Annotated in this window: 13 protein-coding genes, 6 tRNA genes, 3 rRNA genes and 1 riboswitch; of the genes, 19 read left to right on the top strand and 3 right to left on the bottom strand. The window is 53.5% G+C overall.

What is annotated here, in order from left to right:
* Positions 1-85: 85 nt before the first annotated feature.
* Positions 86-1,459 carry an argininosuccinate lyase gene (gene argH / locus KGA69_RS05210; protein WP_015368911.1) on the top strand — a complete coding sequence of 458 codons (1,374 nt, stop codon included), beginning with the start codon at positions 86-88 and terminating at the stop codon, positions 1,457-1,459.
* A 250-nt stretch (positions 1,460-1,709) separates the two neighbouring features.
* Complete coding sequence (gene oxyR, locus KGA69_RS05205) at positions 1,710-2,627, top strand: DNA-binding transcriptional regulator OxyR (protein WP_015368909.1); 918 nt, start codon at positions 1,710-1,712, stop codon at positions 2,625-2,627.
* Here oxyR and sthA read toward each other — a convergent pair.
* Complete coding sequence (sthA, locus tag KGA69_RS05200) at positions 2,610-4,010, bottom strand: Si-specific NAD(P)(+) transhydrogenase (protein WP_015368908.1); 1,401 nt, start codon at positions 4,008-4,010, stop codon at positions 2,610-2,612. The two genes, oxyR and sthA, sit on opposite strands and share 18 nt — an antisense overlap.
* Positions 4,011-4,206: 196 nt before the next feature.
* Here sthA and fabR point away from each other — a divergent pair, with 196 nt between their 5' ends.
* Together fabR and KGA69_RS05190 are read left to right on the top strand one after the other, a co-directional pair.
* A complete protein-coding gene (gene fabR, locus KGA69_RS05195; RefSeq protein WP_015368907.1) occupies positions 4,207-4,842 on the top strand; it encodes an HTH-type transcriptional repressor FabR in 636 nt (211 codons plus the stop codon).
* A 15-nt stretch (positions 4,843-4,857) separates the two neighbouring features.
* Positions 4,858-5,217: a YijD family membrane protein gene (locus KGA69_RS05190; RefSeq protein WP_045395329.1), complete on the top strand. Its 360-nt coding sequence runs from the start codon at positions 4,858-4,860 to the stop codon at positions 5,215-5,217.
* Between the two features lie 52 nt (positions 5,218-5,269).
* Here the strand turns inward: KGA69_RS05190 and trmA are convergent, their stop codons facing one another.
* Positions 5,270-6,370 carry a tRNA (uridine(54)-C5)-methyltransferase TrmA gene (gene trmA, locus KGA69_RS05185; protein ID WP_020077583.1) on the bottom strand — a complete coding sequence of 367 codons (1,101 nt, stop codon included), beginning with the start codon at positions 6,368-6,370 and terminating at the stop codon, positions 5,270-5,272.
* A gap of 115 nt (positions 6,371-6,485) precedes the next feature.
* A riboswitch (cobalamin riboswitch) is annotated at positions 6,486-6,674 on the top strand.
* Between the two features lie 64 nt (positions 6,675-6,738).
* Here trmA and btuB point away from each other — a divergent pair.
* The 9 genes from btuB (at position 6,739) to birA (ending at position 17,353) form a co-directional block, all read left to right on the top strand.
* The gene (btuB, locus tag KGA69_RS05180) at positions 6,739-8,586 is read left to right on the top strand and encodes a TonB-dependent vitamin B12 receptor BtuB (RefSeq protein WP_047078374.1); all 1,848 of its coding nucleotides are present in this window, start codon (positions 6,739-6,741) and stop codon (positions 8,584-8,586) included.
* Positions 8,531-9,382: a glutamate racemase gene (gene murI, locus KGA69_RS05175; protein ID WP_049060453.1), complete on the top strand. Its 852-nt coding sequence runs from the start codon at positions 8,531-8,533 to the stop codon at positions 9,380-9,382. The genes btuB and murI overlap by 56 nt, the downstream gene beginning before the upstream one ends.
* A gap of 378 nt (positions 9,383-9,760) precedes the next feature.
* A 16S ribosomal RNA gene (locus KGA69_RS05170) occupies positions 9,761-11,300 on the top strand.
* A gap of 71 nt (positions 11,301-11,371) precedes the next feature.
* Positions 11,372-11,448: transfer RNA gene (locus KGA69_RS05165), tRNA-Ile, on the top strand.
* Positions 11,449-11,554: 106 nt separating this feature from the next.
* Positions 11,555-11,630 (top strand) — tRNA-Ala (locus KGA69_RS05160).
* 170 nt (positions 11,631-11,800) lie between these two features.
* Positions 11,801-14,705: ribosomal RNA gene (locus tag KGA69_RS05155) — 23S ribosomal RNA — on the top strand.
* 96 nt (positions 14,706-14,801) lie between these two features.
* Positions 14,802-14,917, top strand: a 5S ribosomal RNA gene (gene rrf, locus KGA69_RS05150).
* The 16S, 23S and 5S rRNA genes sit together here with 2 tRNA genes alongside, the layout of an rRNA operon.
* Positions 14,918-15,365: 448 nt before the next feature.
* On the top strand, positions 15,366-16,394 hold the full coding sequence (gene murB / locus KGA69_RS05145; RefSeq protein ID WP_049060541.1) for a UDP-N-acetylmuramate dehydrogenase: 1,029 nt from the start codon (positions 15,366-15,368) through the stop codon (positions 16,392-16,394).
* Positions 16,391-17,353: a bifunctional biotin--[acetyl-CoA-carboxylase] ligase/biotin operon repressor BirA gene (birA, locus tag KGA69_RS05140; protein ID WP_047067120.1), complete on the top strand. Its 963-nt coding sequence runs from the start codon at positions 16,391-16,393 to the stop codon at positions 17,351-17,353. Before murB ends, birA begins: the two co-directional genes overlap by 4 nt.
* A 26-nt stretch (positions 17,354-17,379) precedes the next feature.
* Here birA and coaA read toward each other — a convergent pair whose 3' ends face one another.
* Positions 17,380-18,330 carry a type I pantothenate kinase gene (gene coaA / locus KGA69_RS05135; RefSeq protein ID WP_045398338.1) on the bottom strand — a complete coding sequence of 317 codons (951 nt, stop codon included), beginning with the start codon at positions 18,328-18,330 and terminating at the stop codon, positions 17,380-17,382.
* A 430-nt stretch (positions 18,331-18,760) separates the two neighbouring features.
* Between coaA and KGA69_RS05130 the strand changes: the two genes are divergently transcribed.
* From KGA69_RS05130 to secE, 6 genes are all read left to right on the top strand, one after another.
* Positions 18,761-18,836, top strand: a tRNA-Thr gene (locus KGA69_RS05130).
* A 10-nt stretch (positions 18,837-18,846) separates the two neighbouring features.
* A tRNA-Tyr gene (locus KGA69_RS05125) sits at positions 18,847-18,931 on the top strand.
* A 115-nt stretch (positions 18,932-19,046) separates the two neighbouring features.
* A tRNA-Gly gene (locus KGA69_RS05120) sits at positions 19,047-19,121 on the top strand.
* A 5-nt stretch (positions 19,122-19,126) separates the two neighbouring features.
* Positions 19,127-19,202: transfer RNA gene (locus KGA69_RS05115), tRNA-Thr, on the top strand.
* A gap of 115 nt (positions 19,203-19,317) precedes the next feature.
* Positions 19,318-20,502, top strand: coding sequence for an elongation factor Tu (gene tuf / locus KGA69_RS05110; protein WP_015368828.1), 1,185 nt, complete (start codon positions 19,318-19,320; stop codon positions 20,500-20,502).
* A 232-nt stretch (positions 20,503-20,734) separates the two neighbouring features.
* The gene (secE, locus tag KGA69_RS05105; protein WP_015368827.1) at positions 20,735-21,118 is read left to right on the top strand and encodes a preprotein translocase subunit SecE; all 384 of its coding nucleotides are present in this window, start codon (positions 20,735-20,737) and stop codon (positions 21,116-21,118) included.

Below are 21,118 nucleotides of genomic sequence, written 5' to 3'. Positions count from 1 at the left end.
GCGCGTTGTTTGCCGGGGCAACAAGACCGTAGGCCGGGTAAGCGCAGCGCGACCCGGCAGAACTCACGAATAAAGGAAGCATGTTATGGCACTTTGGGGCGGGCGTTTTACACAGGCAGCAGACCAGCGGTTCAAACAATTCAACGACTCTTTACGCTTTGACTATCGTCTGGCGGAACAGGATATCGTGGGATCCGTCGCCTGGTCCAAAGCGCTGGTAACCGTAGGCGTACTGACCGCCGATGAGCAGCTGCAGCTGGAAGAGGCGCTGAACGTTCTGCTGGAAGAGGTACGCGCCAACCCGCAGCAAATCCTTGAAAGCGATGCCGAAGATATCCATAGCTGGGTCGAAGGAAAACTGATCGATAAAGTCGGCCAGTTGGGCAAAAAACTGCATACCGGACGTAGTCGTAATGACCAGGTCGCCACCGATCTCAAGCTGTGGTGCAAAGAGACCGTCACCGAACTGCTGTCCGCGACCCGCCAACTGCAAAGCGCGCTGGTGGAAACTGCAGGCAACAATCAGGATGCGGTGATGCCGGGCTATACCCATCTGCAGCGCGCCCAGCCGGTGACCTTTGCGCACTGGTGTCTGGCCTACGTTGAAATGCTGGCCCGTGATGAAAGCCGCCTGCAGGACGCGCTCAAGCGCCTTGATGTCAGCCCGCTGGGCTGCGGCGCGCTGGCGGGAACCGCTTATGAAATCGACCGTGAACAGCTGGCCGGTTGGTTGGGTTTCGCATCGGCGACCCGTAACAGCCTCGATAGCGTCTCCGATCGCGATCACGTGCTGGAGCTGCTTTCCGATGCCTCAATCGGCATGGTGCACCTGTCGCGTTTTGCCGAAGATCTGATTTTCTTCAATACCGGCGAAGCGGGTTTTGTTGAACTGTCTGACCGCGTTACTTCCGGTTCGTCGCTGATGCCGCAGAAGAAAAACCCGGATGCGCTGGAACTGATCCGCGGTAAATGCGGCCGCGTGCAGGGCGCGCTGACCGGCATGATGATGACCCTGAAAGGGCTACCGTTGGCCTACAACAAAGATATGCAGGAAGACAAAGAAGGGCTGTTCGATGCGTTGGACACCTGGCTCGACTGCCTGCACATGGCGGCGCTGGTACTGGACGGTATTCAGGTGAAACGTCCGCGCTGTGCGGAAGCGGCGCAGCAGGGCTACGCCAACGCTACCGAGCTGGCGGATTACCTGGTGGCAAAAGGCGTTCCGTTCCGCGAAGCGCACCATATCGTCGGTGAAGCGGTGGTTGAAGCGATTGCTCAGGGCAAAGCGTTGGAAGATTTGCCGTTAAGCGACCTGCAAAAGTTCAGCAGCGTTATCGGCGATGACGTCTACCCGATCCTGTCGTTGCAGTCCTGCCTTGATAAACGTGCGGCCAAAGGCGGCGTCTCGCCGCAGCAGGTGGCGCAGGCGATTGCCGACGCCAGACAGCGCCTGGTGTAAGAGATTGCGCGTGAGTGAATGAGCCTGGGTAACTCCCGGGCTTTTTTACGCAAAAAAAAGCGGACACAAGGTCCGCAAAAGTTCACGTTGGCTTTAGTTGTTCGGGTAGGGAAACTGTGAGGCGACTCAATGATTTTCAGATGTTCTCCTCGTTTCTGTGGTTATTATTGAACAGAAAACTTGATAGGGATAATCGTTCGTTGCTATTCTATCTATCGCCATGGACTATCGTGGCGATGGAGGATGAATAATGAATATTCGCGATCTTGAATACCTGGTAGCGCTGGCTGAACATCGCCACTTCCGACGTGCGGCAGATTCCTGCCACGTCAGTCAGCCCACGCTCAGCGGACAAATTCGCAAGCTGGAAGATGAACTTGGGGTGATGTTACTGGAGCGCACCAGCCGTAAGGTTCTGTTCACTCAGGCGGGTTTGCTGCTGGTGGATCAGGCGCGTACCGTGCTACGCGAAGTAAAAGTGCTCAAGGAGATGGCAAGCCAGCAAGGGGAAACCATGTCCGGGCCGCTGCATATCGGCCTGATCCCGACGGTGGGGCCATATTTGCTGCCGCACATAATCCCGATGCTGCATCAGACTTTCCCGAAGCTGGAAATGTATCTGCATGAGGCGCAAACCCATCAGCTGCTGGCGCAGCTCGATAGCGGTAAGCTCGACTGCGCGATCCTCGCGCTGGTCAAAGAGAGTGAAGCCTTTATCGAAGTGCCGCTGTTCGATGAGCCGATGATGCTGGCTATCTATGAAGACCATCCGTGGGCGGAGCGCGATCGCGTGCCGATGGCGGATTTAGCGGGTGAAAAGCTGTTGATGCTGGAAGACGGACACTGTCTGCGCGACCAGGCGATGGGCTTCTGCTTTGAAGCGGGTGCGGACGAAGATACCCACTTCCGCGCGACCAGCCTTGAAACGCTGCGCAACATGGTTGCCGCCGGAAGTGGTATTACACTACTGCCTGCGCTGGCGGTACCGCAGGAGAGAAAACGCGATGGCGTGGTCTATATTCCGTGCATTAAGCCGGAACCAAGACGCACCATCGGGCTGGTTTATCGTCCTGGTTCGCCGCTGCGTAGCCGCTATGAGCATCTGGCGGAGGCCATCCGTAGTACTATGGATGGCCACTTCGATAAGGCGTTAAAAGAGGCGGTTTAAGCCGTTTAACGCCGCTACCCGATAGGCTTCGGCCATGGTCGGGTAGTTAAAGGTGGTGTTAACAAAGTACTCAATGGTGTTACCGCCGCCTTTCTGCTCCATAATCGCCTGGCCGATATGAATAATTTCGGCCGCGCGCTCGCCAAAACAGTGGATACCGAGGATCTCTTTCGTCTCGCGATGGAACAGAATCTTCAGCGTACCTACGCTCATACCGACGATTTGCGCCCGCGCCAGATGTTTAAACTGCGCGCGACCCACCTCATAAGGCACCTTCATGGCGGTTAGCTGCTGCTCGGTTTTACCCACTGAGCTGATTTCCGGAATGGTGTAGATCCCGGTCGGGATATCTTCAATCAGATGCGCGGAGGCTTCGCCTTTGATCAGCGCCTGCGCGGCGATGCGCCCCTGATCGTAAGCCGCTGATGCCAGGCTCGGATAACCGATAACGTCGCCGACGGCATAGATGTGCGGCAGAGCAGTCTGATACATGCTGTTCACTTTCAGCTGGCCGCGGCTGTCGGTTTGCAGACCGATATTTTCCAGCGCCAGGGTGTCGGTGTTACCGGTACGGCCGTTGGCGTACAGCAGGCAGTCAGCTTTCAGCTTCTTACCGGATTTCAGATGCATGATCACGCCATCATCGACGCCTTCGATTTTCTCGTACTCTTCGTTGTGGCGGATAACCACGCCGCTGTTCCAGAAGTGATAGGAGAGCGAATCGGACATCTCCTGATCGAGGAACGCCAGTAGACGATCGCGGGTGTTGATCAGATCGACCTTAACTTCCATACCGCGGAAGATCGATGCGTACTCGCAGCCGATCACCCCGGCGCCGTAAATGATCACGTGGCGCGGTTCGTGGTGCAGGCTAAGAATGGAATCGCTGTCGTAAATGCGCGGGTGGTGGAAATCGACGTCGGCCGGATGATACGGGCGCGAGCCGCAGGCGATAACGAATTTCTCGGCGGTGACCGTTTCTACGGTGCCATCGTGACACTCCAGCGCCAGCGTGTGCTCATCAACAAAGTGGGCGTTGCCCTGCAGAATTTCGCAGTGGTTGCGCTCATAGAAACCCTGACGCATATGGGTTTGCTGGTTAATGACGCTGTCGGCATGGTTGAGGATGTCGGCGAAGGAAGAACGGAGAAGACGGGAATGGTCGCTGTAGAGGGGGTTTTGGTTAAACTCGATAATACGGCTGACGGCATGGCGAAGCGCTTTTGACGGGATGGTTCCCCAGTGGGTACAACCACCGCCGACGTTATGGTAGCGCTCGATAACGGCAACACGAGCTCCCTGTTTCACCAGTCCCATAGCGGCGCCTTCGCCGCCAGGACCGGAACCAATCACTATTGCATCATAATCCCAAGAGTGTGACATGGCATTACTCACCTGTTTTATACACAAAATAAACACGATGATAACATTTGGCGAGCTTTAACCCAATTATCGTTGTGCTTTTTTGCGGCATAAAAGCAGAAACGGCTCATAAACAATCATTCACAATCCAGTACAAACCGATTAGTTTTAATCTCTGGTATAGTGCCGACAGGGCTATTGGAAGGATTCATACATCGTGATGGGCGTAAGAGCACAACAAAAAGAAAAAACCCGCCGCTCGCTGGTGGAAGCGGCATTTAGCCAACTTAGCGCTGAGCGAAGCTTTGCCAGCCTGAGCTTGCGCGAGGTTGCGCGGGAAGCAGGGATCGCGCCGACGTCCTTTTATCGTCATTTTCGCGATGTCGATGAGTTAGGCCTGACGATGGTAGACGAAAGCGGGCTAATGCTGCGCCAGCTGATGCGCCAGGCGCGCCAGCGCATTGCCAAAGGCGGCAGCGTGATCCGCACCTCCGTCTCTACCTTTATGGAGTTTATTGGTAACAACCCGAACGCCTTTCGCCTGCTGTTGCGTGAGCGTTCTGGCACATCCGCGGCGTTTCGAGCCGCTGTAGCGCGCGAGATCCAGCATTTCATCGCGGAACTTGCCGACTATTTAGAACTCGAAAATCATATGCCGCGCGCCTTTACCGAAGCGCAGGCTGAAGCTATGGTCACCATCGTATTCAACGCCGGTGCGGAAGCGCTGGACGTCAGTCCGGAACAGCGCCGACAGCTGGAAGAGCGGCTGGTACTGCAGCTCAGAATGATTTCAAAAGGCGCGTATTACTGGTATCGCCGTGAACAAGAAAAAATGTCACATCATTCCGAATAACGTGAAGGACGAGCAATGAAACACTCAGTTCAAGATAAAGGTACGCTACTGCTGGCGCTGATCGCGGGTCTGTCCATTAATGGCACCTTCGCCGCGCTGTTCAGCTCAATCGTTCCCTTTTCCATCTTCCCGGTTCTGTCGCTGCTGCTGACGGTGTACTGCCTGCACCAGCGCTATCAGAACCGCAGTATGCCGGTCGGGCTGCCGGGGCTTTCCGCCGCCTGTTTTATTCTCGGCGTATTGCTGTATAGCACCGTGGTGCGCGCAGAATATCCGGATATCGGCTCTAACTTCTTCCCGGCGGTGCTGTCCGTCGTGATGGTGTTCTGGATCGGTTACAAGATGCGCAACCGCAAAGATACCGCGGCGGAGTAATCCGCCAGGCAATAACCCGGCAACGTTGCGTTCGCCGGGTTTTTTTATGCGTTTATTTCTTCGTTAACAGCACGCCGCATTCCATATGGTGGGTATACGGGAACTGATCGAATAGCGCCAGGCGGGTGACATTGTGCGTCTGGCTGAGGGTTTCCAGGTTCTGGCACAGTGTTTCCGGGTTGCAGGAGATATACAGAATTCGCGGATAGGCCTGAACCATTTTTTCGGTCTCGCTATCCAGCCCGCTGCGCGGCGGATCGACAAAAATGGTTTCGCACTGATAGCTTTGCAGATCGATACCCTGTAGACGGTTAAACTCTCGCACGCCGTTCATCGCCTGAGTAAACTCTTCTGCCGCCATGCGGATAATCTGCACGTTATCGATATGGTTGGCGGCAATATTGTATTGCGCGGAGGCGACTGACGGTTTAGCGATTTCCGTCGCCAGCACGCGATCGAAGTTACGCGCCAGCGCTAGCGAGAAGTTGCCGTTGCCGCAGTAGAGCTCCAGCAGATCGCCGGTGGAGCCTTTGGTGACGTCCAGCGCCCACTCCAGCATCTGAATATTCATCGCCGCGTTTGGCTGGGTAAAGCTGTTTTCTACCTGACGATAAATCATTTCGCGCCCGCCAACCGGCAGACGTTCATCGACATAATCCCTATCGAGCTCGATTTTGGTTTTAGTGGCGCGGCCAATCAGCTGCACGTTGAGATTTTGCGCGCGCAGGGCATCGCGCAGCGCTTCCGCGTGCTGGCGCCATTCGTCGTCGAGCTTCTTGTGATAGAGCAGCGAGACGATGGCCTGGTTGCTCATGGTCGTCAGATAATCAATCTGGAAAAGCTTATGGCGCAGGACCGGGTTATGGCGCACGCCGTCGAGCATCGCCGGCATCAGCTGGTTGATGAGCTCGCTGGCGGCCGGGAAGGTATCGACGCGAATACGCGACTTGGTCTGCTGATCGAAGATGATGTGATAGAGGTCGTCGCCGTCGTGCCACAGGCGAAATTCAGCGCGCATCCGGTAGTGGCTGACCGGCGAACGAAATACCTCCGGAACCGGCGCGGCAAAAGGGGCCATCATTTTCTGCAAACGGACGACTTTTTCTGCCAGTTGCGCTTCGTATTGCTCGGTAGGGAGGTGTTCGGGGGTCATGATGCATCCTGAATAAAATAAGTACGCGGGGATTGTAGGGAAAGCATTGGGGATGTCCAGTCCTGGTTGCGGATGAAATATCGTTATAGCAGTCTGGACATCTATATGTTTCTAATTGTAGCATCTTGCAACCGGTCCTCTGAGTTAATAGGGAATCCAGTGCGAATCTGGAGCTGACGCGCAGCGGTAAGGAAAGGCGAGAAATAAGCGCACTCGGTGCAGACACTGCGGTTAGCCGTGGGAAGTCATTATTTCTTGAAACCGCCTCCAAGCCCGAAGACCTGCCGGATACGTCGCATTTGGTTTCTATCATCGCGAGCTACTGATAGAGCCGGCGGCATCCTCTCTATATTATGGATGCTTTTACAATGATTAAAAAAGCTTCGCTGATGACGGCTTTATCCGTCACGGCATTTTCCGGCTGGGCGCAGGACAGCAATTCAAATACGTTAGTGGTGACGGCAAACCGTGTGGCGCAACCTATCGAGACCGTGCTGGCGCCGGTGAGCGTGGTGACGCGGCAGGATATCGATCGCTGGCAGTCAACCTCTCTCACCGATGTGATGCGCCGCCTGCCGGGCGTGGACATCGCGCAAAACGGCGGCATGGGGCAGCAGAGCTCTCTTTTCGTACGCGGTACCAACTCCAGCCATGTCTTAATCCTGGTGGATGGCGTACGTCTGAATCAGGCGGGCGTCAGCGGCTCTTCCGACTTAAGCCAGTTCCCTATCGCTCTGGTACAGCGCATTGAATACGTTCGCGGCCCGCGCTCGGCGGTCTACGGTTCAGACGCGATTGGCGGGGTGGTGAACATTATTACCACTCGCGACCAGGACGGCACCACGCTCAATGCCGGCGTGGGTTCAAATGGCTACCAGAACTACGGCGGCAGCACGCAGCAGACTTTCGGCGGTCATACCCGCGTCACCCTGGCGGGCGACTATACCTATACCAAAGGCTTTGATGTTGTCGCGGAAGGCAATACCGGCGGCGTTCGCCAGCCGGATCGCGATGGCTTTATGAGCAAAACGATCTACGGCGCGCTGGAGCATAGCTTCTCCAATGAGTGGAGCGGCTTTGTGCGCGGATATGGTTATGACAACCGGACGGCCTATGATGGCTCTCCTTATGGCGGCGTATTAGTCGACACTCGCCAGCTGTATAGCCAGACCTGGGATGCCGGCCTGCGTTTTAATCAGGATATCTTCCACTCGCAGCTGACTTCCAGCTATAGCCACAGCAAGGACTACAATTACGATCCGCGACTGGGGCGCTATGACACCTCGGCGACGCTGGATGAAGTGAAACAGTACAATGTGCAGTGGGCGAACACGGTCGATGTTGGCCACGGCAACGTGGGCGCCGGAATCGACTGGCAGAAACAAACCACCGAGCCTGGCACGAACTATGTGACCGATGGCTATGAAATCCGTAATACCGGCCTGTTTATCACCGGCTTGCAAAAGTTGGGCGATTTCACCCTGGAAGGGGCGGCGCGTAGCGATGATAACTCGCAGTTTGGCCAGCACGGTACCTGGCAGAGCAGCGCCGCGTGGGAGTTTATCGACGGCTACCGCTTTATCGCCTCTTATGGCACCGCCTACAAAGCGCCGAATCTCGGCCAGTTGTACGGCTTCTATGGTAATCAGAATCTCGACCCGGAAGAGAGCAAGCAGTGGGAAGGGGCCTTTGAAGGCCTGACGTCTGGGGTGACATGGCGCCTGTCCGGATATCGTAACGACATCGACAATCTGATCGACTACGACTCGCAGCTGATGAAATATTACAACGTCGGCAAGGCGCGTATTAAAGGTATTGAAGCGACGGCGTCGTTTGATACCGGGCCGCTGGCGCACAGCATCAGCTATGACTATGTCGATGCGCGTGATGCGAAAACCAACGAGCTGCTGGTGCGCCGGGCAAAACAGCAGGTGAAATACCAGCTGGACTGGCAGATTTATGATTTCGACTGGGGTGTGACCTATCATTATCTTGGCACCCGTTATGACAACACTTACGACCCGGTAACCTATGCGCCTGAGAGCGTTAAGTTGGGCGGCGTAAGCTTGTGGGATCTCGCAGTTTCGTATCCAGTCACCTCACATCTCACAGTTCGTGGTAAAATAGCCAACCTGTTCGATAAAGATTACGAGACAGTATATGGCTACCAAACTGCAGGACGGGAATACACCTTGTCTGGCAGCTACACCTTCTGATCCACGTCCCACCGTGCTGGTGTTTGATTCCGGCGTCGGTGGGTTGTCGGTATATAACGAGATTCGGCAGCTGCTGCCGGATCTACATTACATTTATGCTTTCGATAACGTTGCTTTCCCGTATGGCGAGAAGAGCGAAGAGTTTATCGTTGAGCGTGTTGTTGAGATCGTGACTGCCGTTCAGCAACGCTATCCTCTGGCGCTGGCGGTCATCGCCTGTAATACCGCCAGTACCGTTTCCCTGCCAGCCCTACGTGAAAAGTTCGCTTTCCCGGTGGTCGGCGTGGTGCCGGCAATTAAGCCTGCCGCGCGCTTAACGGCAAACGGCATTGTTGGCCTGCTGGCGACGCGCGGTACCGTCAAGCGTCCTTATACCCGTGAACTCATTGACCGCTTTGCCAATGAGTGCCGCATCGAAATGCTGGGTTCCGCTGAGCTGGTGGAACTGGCAGAGGCGAAGCTGCACGGCGAAGCGGTACCGTTAGAAGAGCTGCGTCGAATTCTGCGCCCGTGGCTACGGATGCAGGAACCGCCCGATACGGTCGTATTAGGTTGTACGCACTTCCCACTACTGGCGGAAGAACTGCAACAGGTTATGCCGGAAGGAACGCGGTTTATCGATTCCGGCGCGGCGATTGCTCGACGCACCGCCTGGCTGCTGGAGCATGAAGCGCCGGATGCCAAATCGAATGATGCCAATAAGGCTTTTTGCATGGCGATGACCCCGGATACTGAACAGCTTTTACCCGTTTTACAGCGTTACGGCTTTGAAACGCTGGAAAAACTACCGCTTTAATGGCGTTTTGCGCAAAAAAAAGACGGTTGAAAAGTTTTTTGAAAACAGGGCTTGTCAACGTCTCAGAACTCCCTATAATGCGCCTCCACTGACACGGAACAACGGCAAACAAGCCGCCGGGTCAGCGGGGTTCCGGTGAGAACCTCGCGGAGAAAAGCAAAAATAAATGCTTGACTCTGAGGCGGGAAAGCGTAATATGCACACCCCGCGCCGCAGCGAAAAACGAAGCGGCACTGCTCTTTAACAATTTATCAGACAATCTGTGTGGGCACTCAAAGTGACATGGATTCTTAACGTCCTCGGACGAAAAATGAATACCAAGTCTCTGAGTGAACATACGTAATTCATTACGAAGTTTAATTCACGAGCATCAAACTTAAATTGAAGAGTTTGATCATGGCTCAGATTGAACGCTGGCGGCAGGCCTAACACATGCAAGTCGAGCGGTAGCACAGAGAGCTTGCTCTCGGGTGACGAGCGGCGGACGGGTGAGTAATGTCTGGGAAACTGCCTGATGGAGGGGGATAACTACTGGAAACGGTAGCTAATACCGCATAACGTCGCAAGACCAAAGTGGGGGACCTTCGGGCCTCATGCCATCAGATGTGCCCAGATGGGATTAGCTAGTAGGTGGGGTAATGGCTCACCTAGGCGACGATCCCTAGCTGGTCTGAGAGGATGACCAGCCACACTGGAACTGAGACACGGTCCAGACTCCTACGGGAGGCAGCAGTGGGGAATATTGCACAATGGGCGCAAGCCTGATGCAGCCATGCCGCGTGTATGAAGAAGGCCTTCGGGTTGTAAAGTACTTTCAGCGAGGAGGAAGGCGTTAAGGTTAATAACCTTGGCGATTGACGTTACTCGCAGAAGAAGCACCGGCTAACTCCGTGCCAGCAGCCGCGGTAATACGGAGGGTGCAAGCGTTAATCGGAATTACTGGGCGTAAAGCGCACGCAGGCGGTCTGTCAAGTCGGATGTGAAATCCCCGGGCTCAACCTGGGAACTGCATTCGAAACTGGCAGGCTAGAGTCTTGTAGAGGGGGGTAGAATTCCAGGTGTAGCGGTGAAATGCGTAGAGATCTGGAGGAATACCGGTGGCGAAGGCGGCCCCCTGGACAAAGACTGACGCTCAGGTGCGAAAGCGTGGGGAGCAAACAGGATTAGATACCCTGGTAGTCCACGCCGTAAACGATGTCGACTTGGAGGTTGTGCCCTTGAGGCGTGGCTTCCGGAGCTAACGCGTTAAGTCGACCGCCTGGGGAGTACGGCCGCAAGGTTAAAACTCAAATGAATTGACGGGGGCCCGCACAAGCGGTGGAGCATGTGGTTTAATTCGATGCAACGCGAAGAACCTTACCTACTCTTGACATCCAGAGAACTTAGCAGAGATGCTTTGGTGCCTTCGGGAACTCTGAGACAGGTGCTGCATGGCTGTCGTCAGCTCGTGTTGTGAAATGTTGGGTTAAGTCCCGCAACGAGCGCAACCCTTATCCTTTGTTGCCAGCGGTCCGGCCGGGAACTCAAAGGAGACTGCCAGTGATAAACTGGAGGAAGGTGGGGATGACGTCAAGTCATCATGGCCCTTACGAGTAGGGCTACACACGTGCTACAATGGCATATACAAAGAGAAGCGACCTCGCGAGAGCAAGCGGACCTCATAAAGTATGTCGTAGTCCGGATTGGAGTCTGCAACTCGACTCCATGAAGTCGGAATCGCTAGTAATCGTAGATCAGAATGCTACGGTGAATACGTTCCCGGGCCTTGTACACACCGCCCGTCACACCATGGGAGTGGGTTGCAAAAGAAGTAGGTAGCTTAACCTTCGGGAGGGCGCTTACCACTTTGTGATTCATGACTGGGGTGAAGTCGTAACAAGGTAACCGTAGGGGAACCTGCGGTTGGATCACCTCCTTACCTTAAAGAACCTGCCTTTGTAGTGTCCACACAGATTGTCTGATGAAAATACAGCAGTAAGTAATCTCTGCAGGCTTGTAGCTCAGGTGGTTAGAGCGCACCCCTGATAAGGGTGAGGTCGGTGGTTCAAGTCCACTCAGGCCTACCAAATTCGCTCTCGTGCTTTGTTGTGGCAAAGTTCGCATACTTCAGTATGCTTCACTTCACCACGCCGCGCCCGAAAACGAATTAAGGTTAAAAGAGATTCATTCGATGGGGCTATAGCTCAGCTGGGAGAGCGCCTGCTTTGCACGCAGGAGGTCTGCGGTTCGATCCCGCATAGCTCCACCATCATTACTGCAAAAAACAAGAAAACTTCAGAGTGTACCTGAAAAGGTTCACTGCGAAGTTTTGCTCTTTAAAAATCTGGATCAAGCTGAAAATTGAAACGACACACAGTCAATGTGTGTTCGAGTCTCTCAAATTTTCGCAATCAGAAGTGAAACATCTTCGGGTTGTGAGGTTAAGCGACTAAGCGTACACGGTGGATGCCCTGGCAGTCAGAGGCGATGAAGGACGTGCTAATCTGCGAAAAGCGTCGGTAAGGTGATATGAACCGTTATAGCCGGCGATGTCCGAATGGGGAAACCCAGTGTGATTCGTCACACTATCGTTAACTGAATACATAGGTTAACGAGGCGAACCGGGGGAACTGAAACATCTAAGTACCCCGAGGAAAAGAAATCAACCGAGATTCCCCCAGTAGCGGCGAGCGAACGGGGAGCAGCCCAGAGTCTGAATCAGCTTGTGTGTTAGTGGAACGGTCTGGAAAGTCCGACGGTACAGGGTGATAGTCCCGTACACCAAAATGCACAGGTTGTGAACTCGAAGAGTAGGGCGGGACACGTGGTATCCTGTCTGAATATGGGGGGACCATCCTCCAAGGCTAAATACTCCTGACTGACCGATAGTGAACCAGTACCGTGAGGGAAAGGCGAAAAGAACCCCGGCGAGGGGAGTGAAAAAGAACCTGAAACCGTGTACGTACAAGCAGTGGGAGCACCTTCGGGTGTGACTGCGTACCTTTTGTATAATGGGTCAGCGACTTATATTCTGTAGCAAGGTTAACCGTATAGGGGAGCCGCAGGGAAACCGAGTCTTAACTGGGCGTTAAGTTGCAGGGTATAGACCCGAAACCCGGTGATCTAGCCATGGGCAGGTTGAAGGTTGGGTAACACTAACTGGAGGACCGAACCGACTAATGTTGAAAAATTAGCGGATGACTTGTGGCTGGGGGTGAAAGGCCAATCAAACCGGGAGATAGCTGGTTCTCCCCGAAAGCTATTTAGGTAGCGCCTCGTGAATTCATCTTCGGGGGTAGAGCACTGTTTCGGCTAGGGGGTCATCCCGACTTACCAACCCGATGCAAACTACGAATACCGAAGAATGTTATCACGGGAGACACACGGCGGGTGCTAACGTCCGTCGTGAAGAGGGAAACAACCCAGACCGCCAGCTAAGGTCCCAAAGTCACAGTTAAGTGGGAAACGATGTGGGAAGGCACAGACAGCCAGGATGTTGGCTTAGAAGCAGCCATCATTTAAAGAAAGCGTAATAGCTCACTGGTCGAGTCGGCCTGCGCGGAAGATGTAACGGGGCTAAACTGTGCACCGAAGCTGCGGCAGCGACACTATGTGTTGTTGGGTAGGGGAGCGTTCTGTAAGCCTGCGAAGGTGGCCTGTGAGGGTTGCTGGAGGTATCAGAAGTGCGAATGCTGACATAAGTAACGATAATGCGGGTGAAAAGCCCGCACGCCGGAAGACCAAGGGTTCCTGTCCAACGTTAATCGGGGCAGGGTGAGTCGACCCCTAAGGCGAGGCCGAAAGGCGTAGTCGATGGGAAACAGGTTAATATTCCTGTACTTGGTGTTACTGCGAAGGGGGGACGGAGAAGGCTATGTTAGCCGGGCGACGGTTGTCCCGGTTTAAGCATGTAGGCGGAGGTTCCAGGTAAATCCGGTACCTTTTTAACGCTGAGGTGTGATGACGAGGCACTACGGTGCTGAAGTAACAAATGCCCTGCTTCCAGGAAAAGCCTCTAAGCATCAGGTAACATCAAATCGTACCCCAAACCGACACAGGTGGTCAGGTAGAGAATACCAAGGCGCTTGAGAGAACTCGGGTGAAGGAACTAGGCAAAATGGTGCCGTAACTTCGGGAGAAGGCACGCTGATATGTAGGTGAAGCCCCTGCGGGTGGAGCTGAAATCAGTCGAAGATACCAGCTGGCTGCAACTGTTTATTAAAAACACAGCACTGTGCAAACACGAAAGTGGACGTATACGGTGTGACGCCTGCCCGGTGCCGGAAGGTTAATTGATGGGGTTATCCGTAAGGAGAAGCTCTTGATCGAAGCCCCGGTAAACGGCGGCCGTAACTATAACGGTCCTAAGGTAGCGAAATTCCTTGTCGGGTAAGTTCCGACCTGCACGAATGGCGTAATGATGGCCAGGCTGTCTCCACCCGAGACTCAGTGAAATTGAACTCGCTGTGAAGATGCAGTGTACCCGCGGCAAGACGGAAAGACCCCGTGAACCTTTACTATAGCTTGACACTGAACATTGAGCCTTGATGTGTAGGATAGGTGGGAGGCTTTGAAGCGTGGACGCCAGTCTGCGTGGAGCCAACCTTGAAATACCACCCTTTAATGTTTGATGTTCTAACGTTGGCCCCTTATCGGGGTTGCGGACAGTGTCTGGTGGGTAGTTTGACTGGGGCGGTCTCCTCCCAAAGAGTAACGGAGGAGCACGAAGGTTAGCTAATCCTGGTCGGACATCAGGAGGTTAGTGCAATGGCATAAGCTAGCTTGACTGCGAGCGTGACGGCGCGAGCAGGTGCGAAAGCAGGTCATAGTGATCCGGTGGTTCTGAATGGAAGGGCCATCGCTCAACGGATAAAAGGTACTCCGGGGATAACAGGCTGATACCGCCCAAGAGTTCATATCGACGGCGGTGTTTGGCACCTCGATGTCGGCTCATCACATCCTGGGGCTGAAGTAGGTCCCAAGGGTATGGCTGTTCGCCATTTAAAGTGGTACGCGAGCTGGGTTTAGAACGTCGTGAGACAGTTCGGTCCCTATCTGCCGTGGGCGCTGGAGAATTGAGGGGGGCTGCTCCTAGTACGAGAGGACCGGAGTGGACGCATCACTGGTGTTCGGGTTGTCATGCCAATGGCATTGCCCGGTAGCTAAATGCGGAAGAGATAAGTGCTGAAAGCATCTAAGCACGAAACTTGCCCCGAGATGAGTTCTCCCTGAGACTTTAAGTCTCCTGAAGGAACGTTAAAGACGATGACGTTGATAGGTCGGGTGTGTAAGCGTAGCGATACGTTGAGCTAACCGATACTAATGAACCGTGAGGCTTAACCTTACAACGCCGAAGCTGTTTTGGCGGATTTGAGATGATTTTCAGCGTGATACAGATTAATCAGTGCGTCGATAAGACGGGCTGGTAAAACAGAATTTGCCTGGCGGCGATAGCGCGGTGGTCCCACCTGACCCCATGCCGAACTCAGAAGTGAAACGCCGTAGCGCCGATGGTAGTGTGGGGTCTCCCCATGTGAGAGTAGGGAACTGCCAGGCATCAAATAAAGCGAAAGGCTCGGTCGAAAGACTGGGCCTTTTGTTTTTGTGTTTTGCGGCCAGACGCGCCGCCATCACCCCCGGTGGCGCTGCGCTTACCGGGGCTACAGGCCCGTAGCCCGGAAAAGGTGCGCAGCACCGCCTCCGGGGAAAGCCGCTGCCATAGCAACGTAAACAAAGGCTCAGTCGGAAGGCCGGGCCTTTTGTTTTGGTGTTTTGCGGCCAGACGCGCCGCCATCTCCCCCGGTGGCGCTGCGCTTACCGGGGCGACAGACTCCGTAGCCCGGAAAAGGTGCGCAGCACCGCCTCCGGGGAAACATCCTCCCTGCCAGCGCCATTCATTAACGCCCATCATGAGTAGAACCCGGCCCTGAACCGGTATTATTCAGGCAAGCCTTCCCTCGCTATATACGGTAAACTAATGCTGATTTTGCATCAGGAAGCCACTATGAACCTCTCCCTCAAACCCTGGAATACCTTTGGCATTAACCATTCTGCCAAAGCAATTGTACTTGCTGAAAATGAACAACAGTTGCTGGCTGCCTGGCAAGCCGCCGCTGCAGAACACCAACCTTGTCTGATCCTTGGAGAAGGAAGCAACGTTCTATTCCTGAAAGACTATTCCGGCACGGTGATCATCAACCGCATCATGGGGATCGAGGTAAGCGAAACGTCTGAAGCCTGGCGTTTGCACGTTGGCGCCGGCGAAAACTGGCATCAACTGGTGCAATTTGCGCTGGAAAATGGAATGCCTGGGCTGGAAAACCTGGCCTTAATTCCTGGCTGCGCGGGGTCTTCACCAATTCAAAATATTGGTGCCTATGGCGTCGAACTGCAGCGAGTATGTGAATACGTAGACTGTATCGAACTCGAAACAGGTCGCAAGCAGCGCCTTTCTGCCGCAGAGTGCCGTTTCGGCTATCGCGACAGTATTTTCAAACATGAATATCAGGATCGTTACGCGATAGTGGCTGTTGGACTACGGCTGGAAAAAGCGTGGCGTCCCGTGTTGACCTACGGGGATTTAACTCGTCTCGATGCGCAAACTGTTACCCCCCGCCAGGTATTTGATGCGGTTTGCCATATGCGTATGACCAAGTTACCGGATCCGAAAGTAAATGGTAATGCCGGCAGCTTCTTTAAGAACCCGGTCGTCAGTGCTCAGGTTGCTCAGGAATTGCTGGCTGCATTCCCTGGCGCGCCACATTATCCACAGGCTGACGGCAGCGTTAAGCTGGCGGCCGGTTGGCTTATCGATCAGTGCCAGCTAAAAGGTAAAACTATCGGCGGGGCGGCAGTTCACCGTCAGCAGGCGTTGGTGCTGATCAACGATAACCAGGCGACAAGCGATGATGTCGTAGGGTTAGCCCACTATGTCCGCCAGCAGGTTGGCGAGAAATTTAACGTTTGGCTACAGCCTGAAGTGCGCTTCATCGGAGAGCAGGGTGAAGTGAACGCGGAAGAGGTGATTGCATGAAAGACAATACCGTACCCCTGACGCTTATCTCTATTCTGGCGGATGGCGAGTTTCACTCTGGCGAACAGCTCGGCGAACGCCTGGGGATGAGCCGCGCGGCAATTAACAAGCATATGCAGACGCTCCGCGACTGGGGGGTTGATGTGTTTACCGTACCAGGGAAGGGCTATAGCCTCCCTGAGCCGATTGAATTGCTGGATGAGCAAAAGATTGCCGGCCAGATTGAACAAGGTCGTGTTACCGTGCTGCCGGTGATTGACTCCACCAACCAGTATTTGCTGGATCGTCTGGACGAACTGGAGTCAGGTGATGCCTGTGTCGCTGAATATCAGCAGGCTGGTCGTGGCCGCCGCGGGCGTAAGTGGTTCTCACCGTTTGGGGCCAATCTTTATCTCTCCATGTACTGGCGTCTGGAGCAAGGCCCTGCCGCTGCGATTGGTTTGAGCCTGGTAATCGGTATTGTGATTGCGGAAGTACTGCAGAGCCTGGGGGCGGATAACGTTCGGGTCAAATGGCCGAATGATATCTATCTGCAGGACCGCAAGTTGTCCGGTATCCTGGTAGAACTGACAGGCAAAACCGGTGATGCCGCGCAGATCGTCAGCGGTGCTGGTATCAATCTCGTGATGCGCCGGGTTGAGTCTGATGTTGTCAATCAGGGGTGGATCAGCTTACAGGAGGCGGGAGTCTTCATTGACCGTAACACCCTGACGGCGCGTCTGGTGAAAGCATTACGTAGCGGTTTGCAACTATTCGAGCAGGAAGGTTTAACACCTTACCTGCCACGTTGGGAAAAACTGGATAACTTTATCAATCGGCCGGTGAAGCTGATTATTGGCGATAAGGAAATATTTGGTATTTCTCGCGGAATTGATGCTCAAGGGGCATTATTACTCGAGCAGGATGGGGTAATTAAACCATGGGTTGGGGGCGAGATATCGCTGCGTAGCGCAGAATAAACAGAAGGGAGCTTGCGCTCCCTTTTTTATTTCCGTAGGCGAACTTGATCGACCGAGTGATTTGCGCTCTTCGTCATAATCAAGCTGGCACGCTCTCTGGTTGGTAATATATTTTCTTTTAAGTTCAGTAGGTTGATCTCATTCCATAATGAAGTGGCAATATTAACCGCTTCGTCTTTTGAAAGTTTGGCGTAATTATGGAAATAAGAATCCGGATCGGTAAAAGCTCCTTCACGGAATTTCAGGAAGCGATTGATATACCAGTTCTTTAATAAGTCTTCCGGCGCATCGACGTAAATAGAGAAATCGACAAAGTCAGAAACAAATACATGATGGGGATCGTGTGGATAATCCATTCCGCTCTGCAGAACGTTCAAACCTTCCAGAATAAGAATATCCGGTTGAGCAACGGTTTTATCGCCATCAGGAATAACATCATAAATCAGATGGGAATAGACCGGCGCGGTTGCGCTGGGTACGCCAGATTTCAGATCAGAAACAAACTTCACCAGCCGATGCATATCATACGACTGCGGGAAGCCCTTTTTCTTCATCAGGCCGCGTTCCTTTAACACCGAGTTAGGATGTAAGAAGCCATCGGTAGTAATCAGTTCTACATGGCGATGTTCAGGCCAGCGGCTAAGCAGCGCCTGTAAAACACGCGCTGTTGTACTTTTACCAACCGCAACACTACCTGCAATACTGATGATGTAAGGGATACGCTGGCCGTTGGTACCAAGGAATTGTTCAAGCACCGCCTGGCGACGCAGGTTGGAACTGATATAGAAATTGAGCAAACGTGACAGCGGCAAATAGATCTCGGCGACTTCTTCCAGCGAAAGATCTTCGTTGATGCCTTTTAACCGCGCGATTTCTTCCTCTGTCAGCGTCATCGGAACGGAATCACGAAGTGCAGCCCATTGGTTGCGGTTAAATTGTAGATAGGGTGTCATTAACGTCTGCTCTTTTTTGCTCATAAGCATGTTCTTACTATCACCGAAAAAGAGGTAGCGGTGATGCTTCACACTAGTTAATCAGGACAATGGGCAGGAGGGTAACACCAGAATGCCGGGAATAATAAGAAAAAAACTCATCGAAGGGCGCTTTCTCATAGCAGCATCACAAGTGATGAATAAGTAGAAAGAGGGGAGAAAGCGAGTCTGCTATCTTTGCAGGTTAGCGATCGCGCCTGCCACCAGGATTTCCAGGTGAAAAAACCGTCATTCTTGTATCTGACAGGCGCAGCGAAACAAATTCTGCGTTGAGGAATGCGCTTTTTTTGCACTCCATTGTTTGAAATTACACCGTTTTTTCGCGTAAGAGCACAAAATGTGAGCAAGAGAACGTTTTATGCAAATTTTTAGTTGCATGAACTCGCAGGTCTCCCTAGAATGCGCGCTACTTGATGCCGACTTAGCTCAGTAGGTAGAGCAACTGACTTGTAATCAGTAGGTCACCAGTTCGATTCCGGTAGTCGGCACCATAACAATTTGGGTGGGGTTCCCGAGCGGCCAAAGGGAGCAGACTGTAAATCTGCCGTCATCGACTTCGAAGGTTCGAATCCTTCCCCCACCACCACTTTCGGGCGACGCTTTGCGTAGCCGGAGTTGGTTGGGTAAACTAATCAGCTCAACATTAAAGAGAGTAATCTCTTTTTTGTTACAGAAAGAACTGGGTAGCCGAGTTTCAGGATGCGGGCATCGTATAATGGCTATTACCTCAGCCTTCCAAGCTGATGATGCGGGTTCGATTCCCGCTGCCCGCTCCAGACGTGCTGATATGGCTCAGTTGGTAGAGCGCACCCTTGGTAAGGGTGAGGTCCCCAGTTCGACTCTGGGTATCAGCACCACTTCTTTATCTCTCCTTCCCTGTTTCTCTCTGTTTATTGCATTCAACAAGTCGGGCATGTTGCCTGGTTGATGTGGTGATATCACCGATTTATCCGTGTCTTAGAGGGACAATCGATGTCTAAAGAAAAGTTTGAACGTACAAAACCGCACGTTAACGTCGGTACTATCGGCCACGTTGACCATGGTAAAACAACGCTGACCGCTGCAATCACTACCGTACTGGCTAAAACCTACGGCGGTGCTGCTCGCGCATTCGACCAGATCGATAACGCGCCGGAAGAAAAAGCTCGTGGTATCACCATCAACACTTCCCACGTTGAATATGACACCCCGACTCGCCACTACGCGCACGTAGACTGCCCGGGCCACGCCGACTATGTTAAAAACATGATCACCGGTGCTGCTCAGATGGACGGCGCGATCCTGGTTGTTGCTGCGACTGACGGCCCGATGCCGCAGACTCGTGAGCACATCCTGCTGGGTCGTCAGGTAGGCGTTCCGTACATCATCGTGTTCCTGAACAAATGCGACATGGTTGATGACGAAGAGCTGCTGGAATTGGTTGAGATGGAAGTTCGTGAACTGCTGTCTCAGTACGATTTCCCGGGCGACGACACTCCGATCGTTCGTGGTTCTGCTCTGAAAGCGCTGGAAGGCGACGCAGAGTGGGAAGCGAAAATCATCGAACTGGCTGGCTTCCTGGATTCTTACATCCCGGAACCAGAGCGTGCGATTGACAAGCCGTTCCTGCTGCCGATCGAAGACGTATTCTCCATCTCCGGTCGTGGTACCGTTGTTACCGGTCGTGTAGAGCGCGGTATCATCAAAGTTGGTGAAGAAGTTGAAATCGTTGGTATCAAAGACACCGCGAAAACCACCTGTACTGGCGTTGAAATGTTCCGCAAACTGCTGGACGAAGGCCGTGCTGGTGAGAACGTAGGCGTTCTGCTGCGTGGTATCAAACGTGAAGAAATCGAACGTGGTCAGGTACTGGCTAAGCCGGGCAGCATCAAGCCGCACACCAAGTTCGAATCTGAAGTGTACATCCTGTCCAAAGATGAAGGCGGCCGTCATACTCCGTTCTTCAAAGGCTACCGTCCGCAGTTCTACTTCCGTACTACTGACGTGACTGGTACCATCGAACTGCCGGAAGGCGTAGAGATGGTAATGCCGGGCGACAACATCAAAATGGTTGTTACCCTGATCCACCCGATCGCGATGGACGACGGTCTGCGTTTCGCAATCCGTGAAGGCGGCCGTACCGTTGGCGCGGGCGTGGTTGCTAAAGTTCTCGGCTAATCGCTGATAACATTTGACGCAATGCGCAATAAAAGGGCATCATTTGATGCCCTTTTTGCACGCTTTCACACCAGAACCTGGCTCATCAGTGATTTTTTTTGTCATAATCATTGCTGAGACAGGCTCTGAAGAGGGCGTAAAGTCCGAAACGCAGCAGAGCATTTCGGTTTGGTCGCCTCGCATTTAATGCGGGGCGAAGATGTTTGTCTGAATTCTTGTGACAGGTTGGTTTATGAGTGCGAATACCGAAGCTCAAGGGAGCGGGCGCGGCCTGGAAGCGTTGAAGTGGGTTATCGTTGCCGTGCTGCTGATCGTAGCCATCGTAGGCAACTTCCTTTATCGCGACATTATGCTGGCGATCCGTGCGCTGGCCGTGGTGATTCTTATCGCTGCTGCCGGTGGCGTCGCTCTGTTAACGACAAAAGGTAAGGCGACTGTCGCCTTCGCCCGCGAAGCGAGAACCGAAGTCCGCAAAGTGATCTGGCCGACCCGCCAGGAAACGCTGCACACCACGCTGATTGTTGCTGCCGTAACTGCAGTAATGTCACTGATCCTGTGGGGACTGGATGGTATTCTGGTTCGCCTGGTATCCTTTATCACTGGCCTGAGGTTCTGA

Origin of the sequence: Klebsiella sp. A52, from assembly GCF_018388785.1 — a bacterium.
GTDB lineage: Bacteria > Pseudomonadota > Gammaproteobacteria > Enterobacterales > Enterobacteriaceae > Klebsiella > Klebsiella aerogenes.
Note: the sequence above shows the minus strand (reverse complement) of the source record. Positions and strands in the feature narration are given on the sequence as shown.

Bases quoted from the DNA above. Each gene is read 5' to 3' on its own strand.
- argH (WP_015368911.1), top strand. From the start codon at position 86: ATGGCACTTTGGGGCGGGCGTTTTACACAGGCAGCAGACCAGCGGTTC.
- oxyR (WP_015368909.1), top strand. From the start codon at position 1,710: ATGAATATTCGCGATCTTGAATACCTGGTAGCGCTGGCTGAACATCGC.
- sthA (WP_015368908.1), bottom strand. From the start codon at position 4,010: ATGTCACACTCTTGGGATTATGATGCAATAGTGATTGGTTCCGGTCCT.
- KGA69_RS05190 (WP_045395329.1), top strand. From the start codon at position 4,858: ATGAAACACTCAGTTCAAGATAAAGGTACGCTACTGCTGGCGCTGATC.
- trmA (WP_020077583.1), bottom strand. From the start codon at position 6,370: ATGACCCCCGAACACCTCCCTACCGAGCAATACGAAGCGCAACTGGCA.
- btuB (WP_047078374.1), top strand. From the start codon at position 6,739: ATGATTAAAAAAGCTTCGCTGATGACGGCTTTATCCGTCACGGCATTT.
- murI (WP_049060453.1), top strand. From the start codon at position 8,531: ATGGCTACCAAACTGCAGGACGGGAATACACCTTGTCTGGCAGCTACA.
- murB (WP_049060541.1), top strand. From the start codon at position 15,366: ATGAACCTCTCCCTCAAACCCTGGAATACCTTTGGCATTAACCATTCT.
- birA (WP_047067120.1), top strand. From the start codon at position 16,391: ATGAAAGACAATACCGTACCCCTGACGCTTATCTCTATTCTGGCGGAT.
- coaA (WP_045398338.1), bottom strand. From the start codon at position 18,330: ATGAGCAAAAAAGAGCAGACGTTAATGACACCCTATCTACAATTTAAC.
- tuf (WP_015368828.1), top strand. From the start codon at position 19,318: ATGTCTAAAGAAAAGTTTGAACGTACAAAACCGCACGTTAACGTCGGT.
- secE (WP_015368827.1), top strand. From the start codon at position 20,735: ATGAGTGCGAATACCGAAGCTCAAGGGAGCGGGCGCGGCCTGGAAGCG.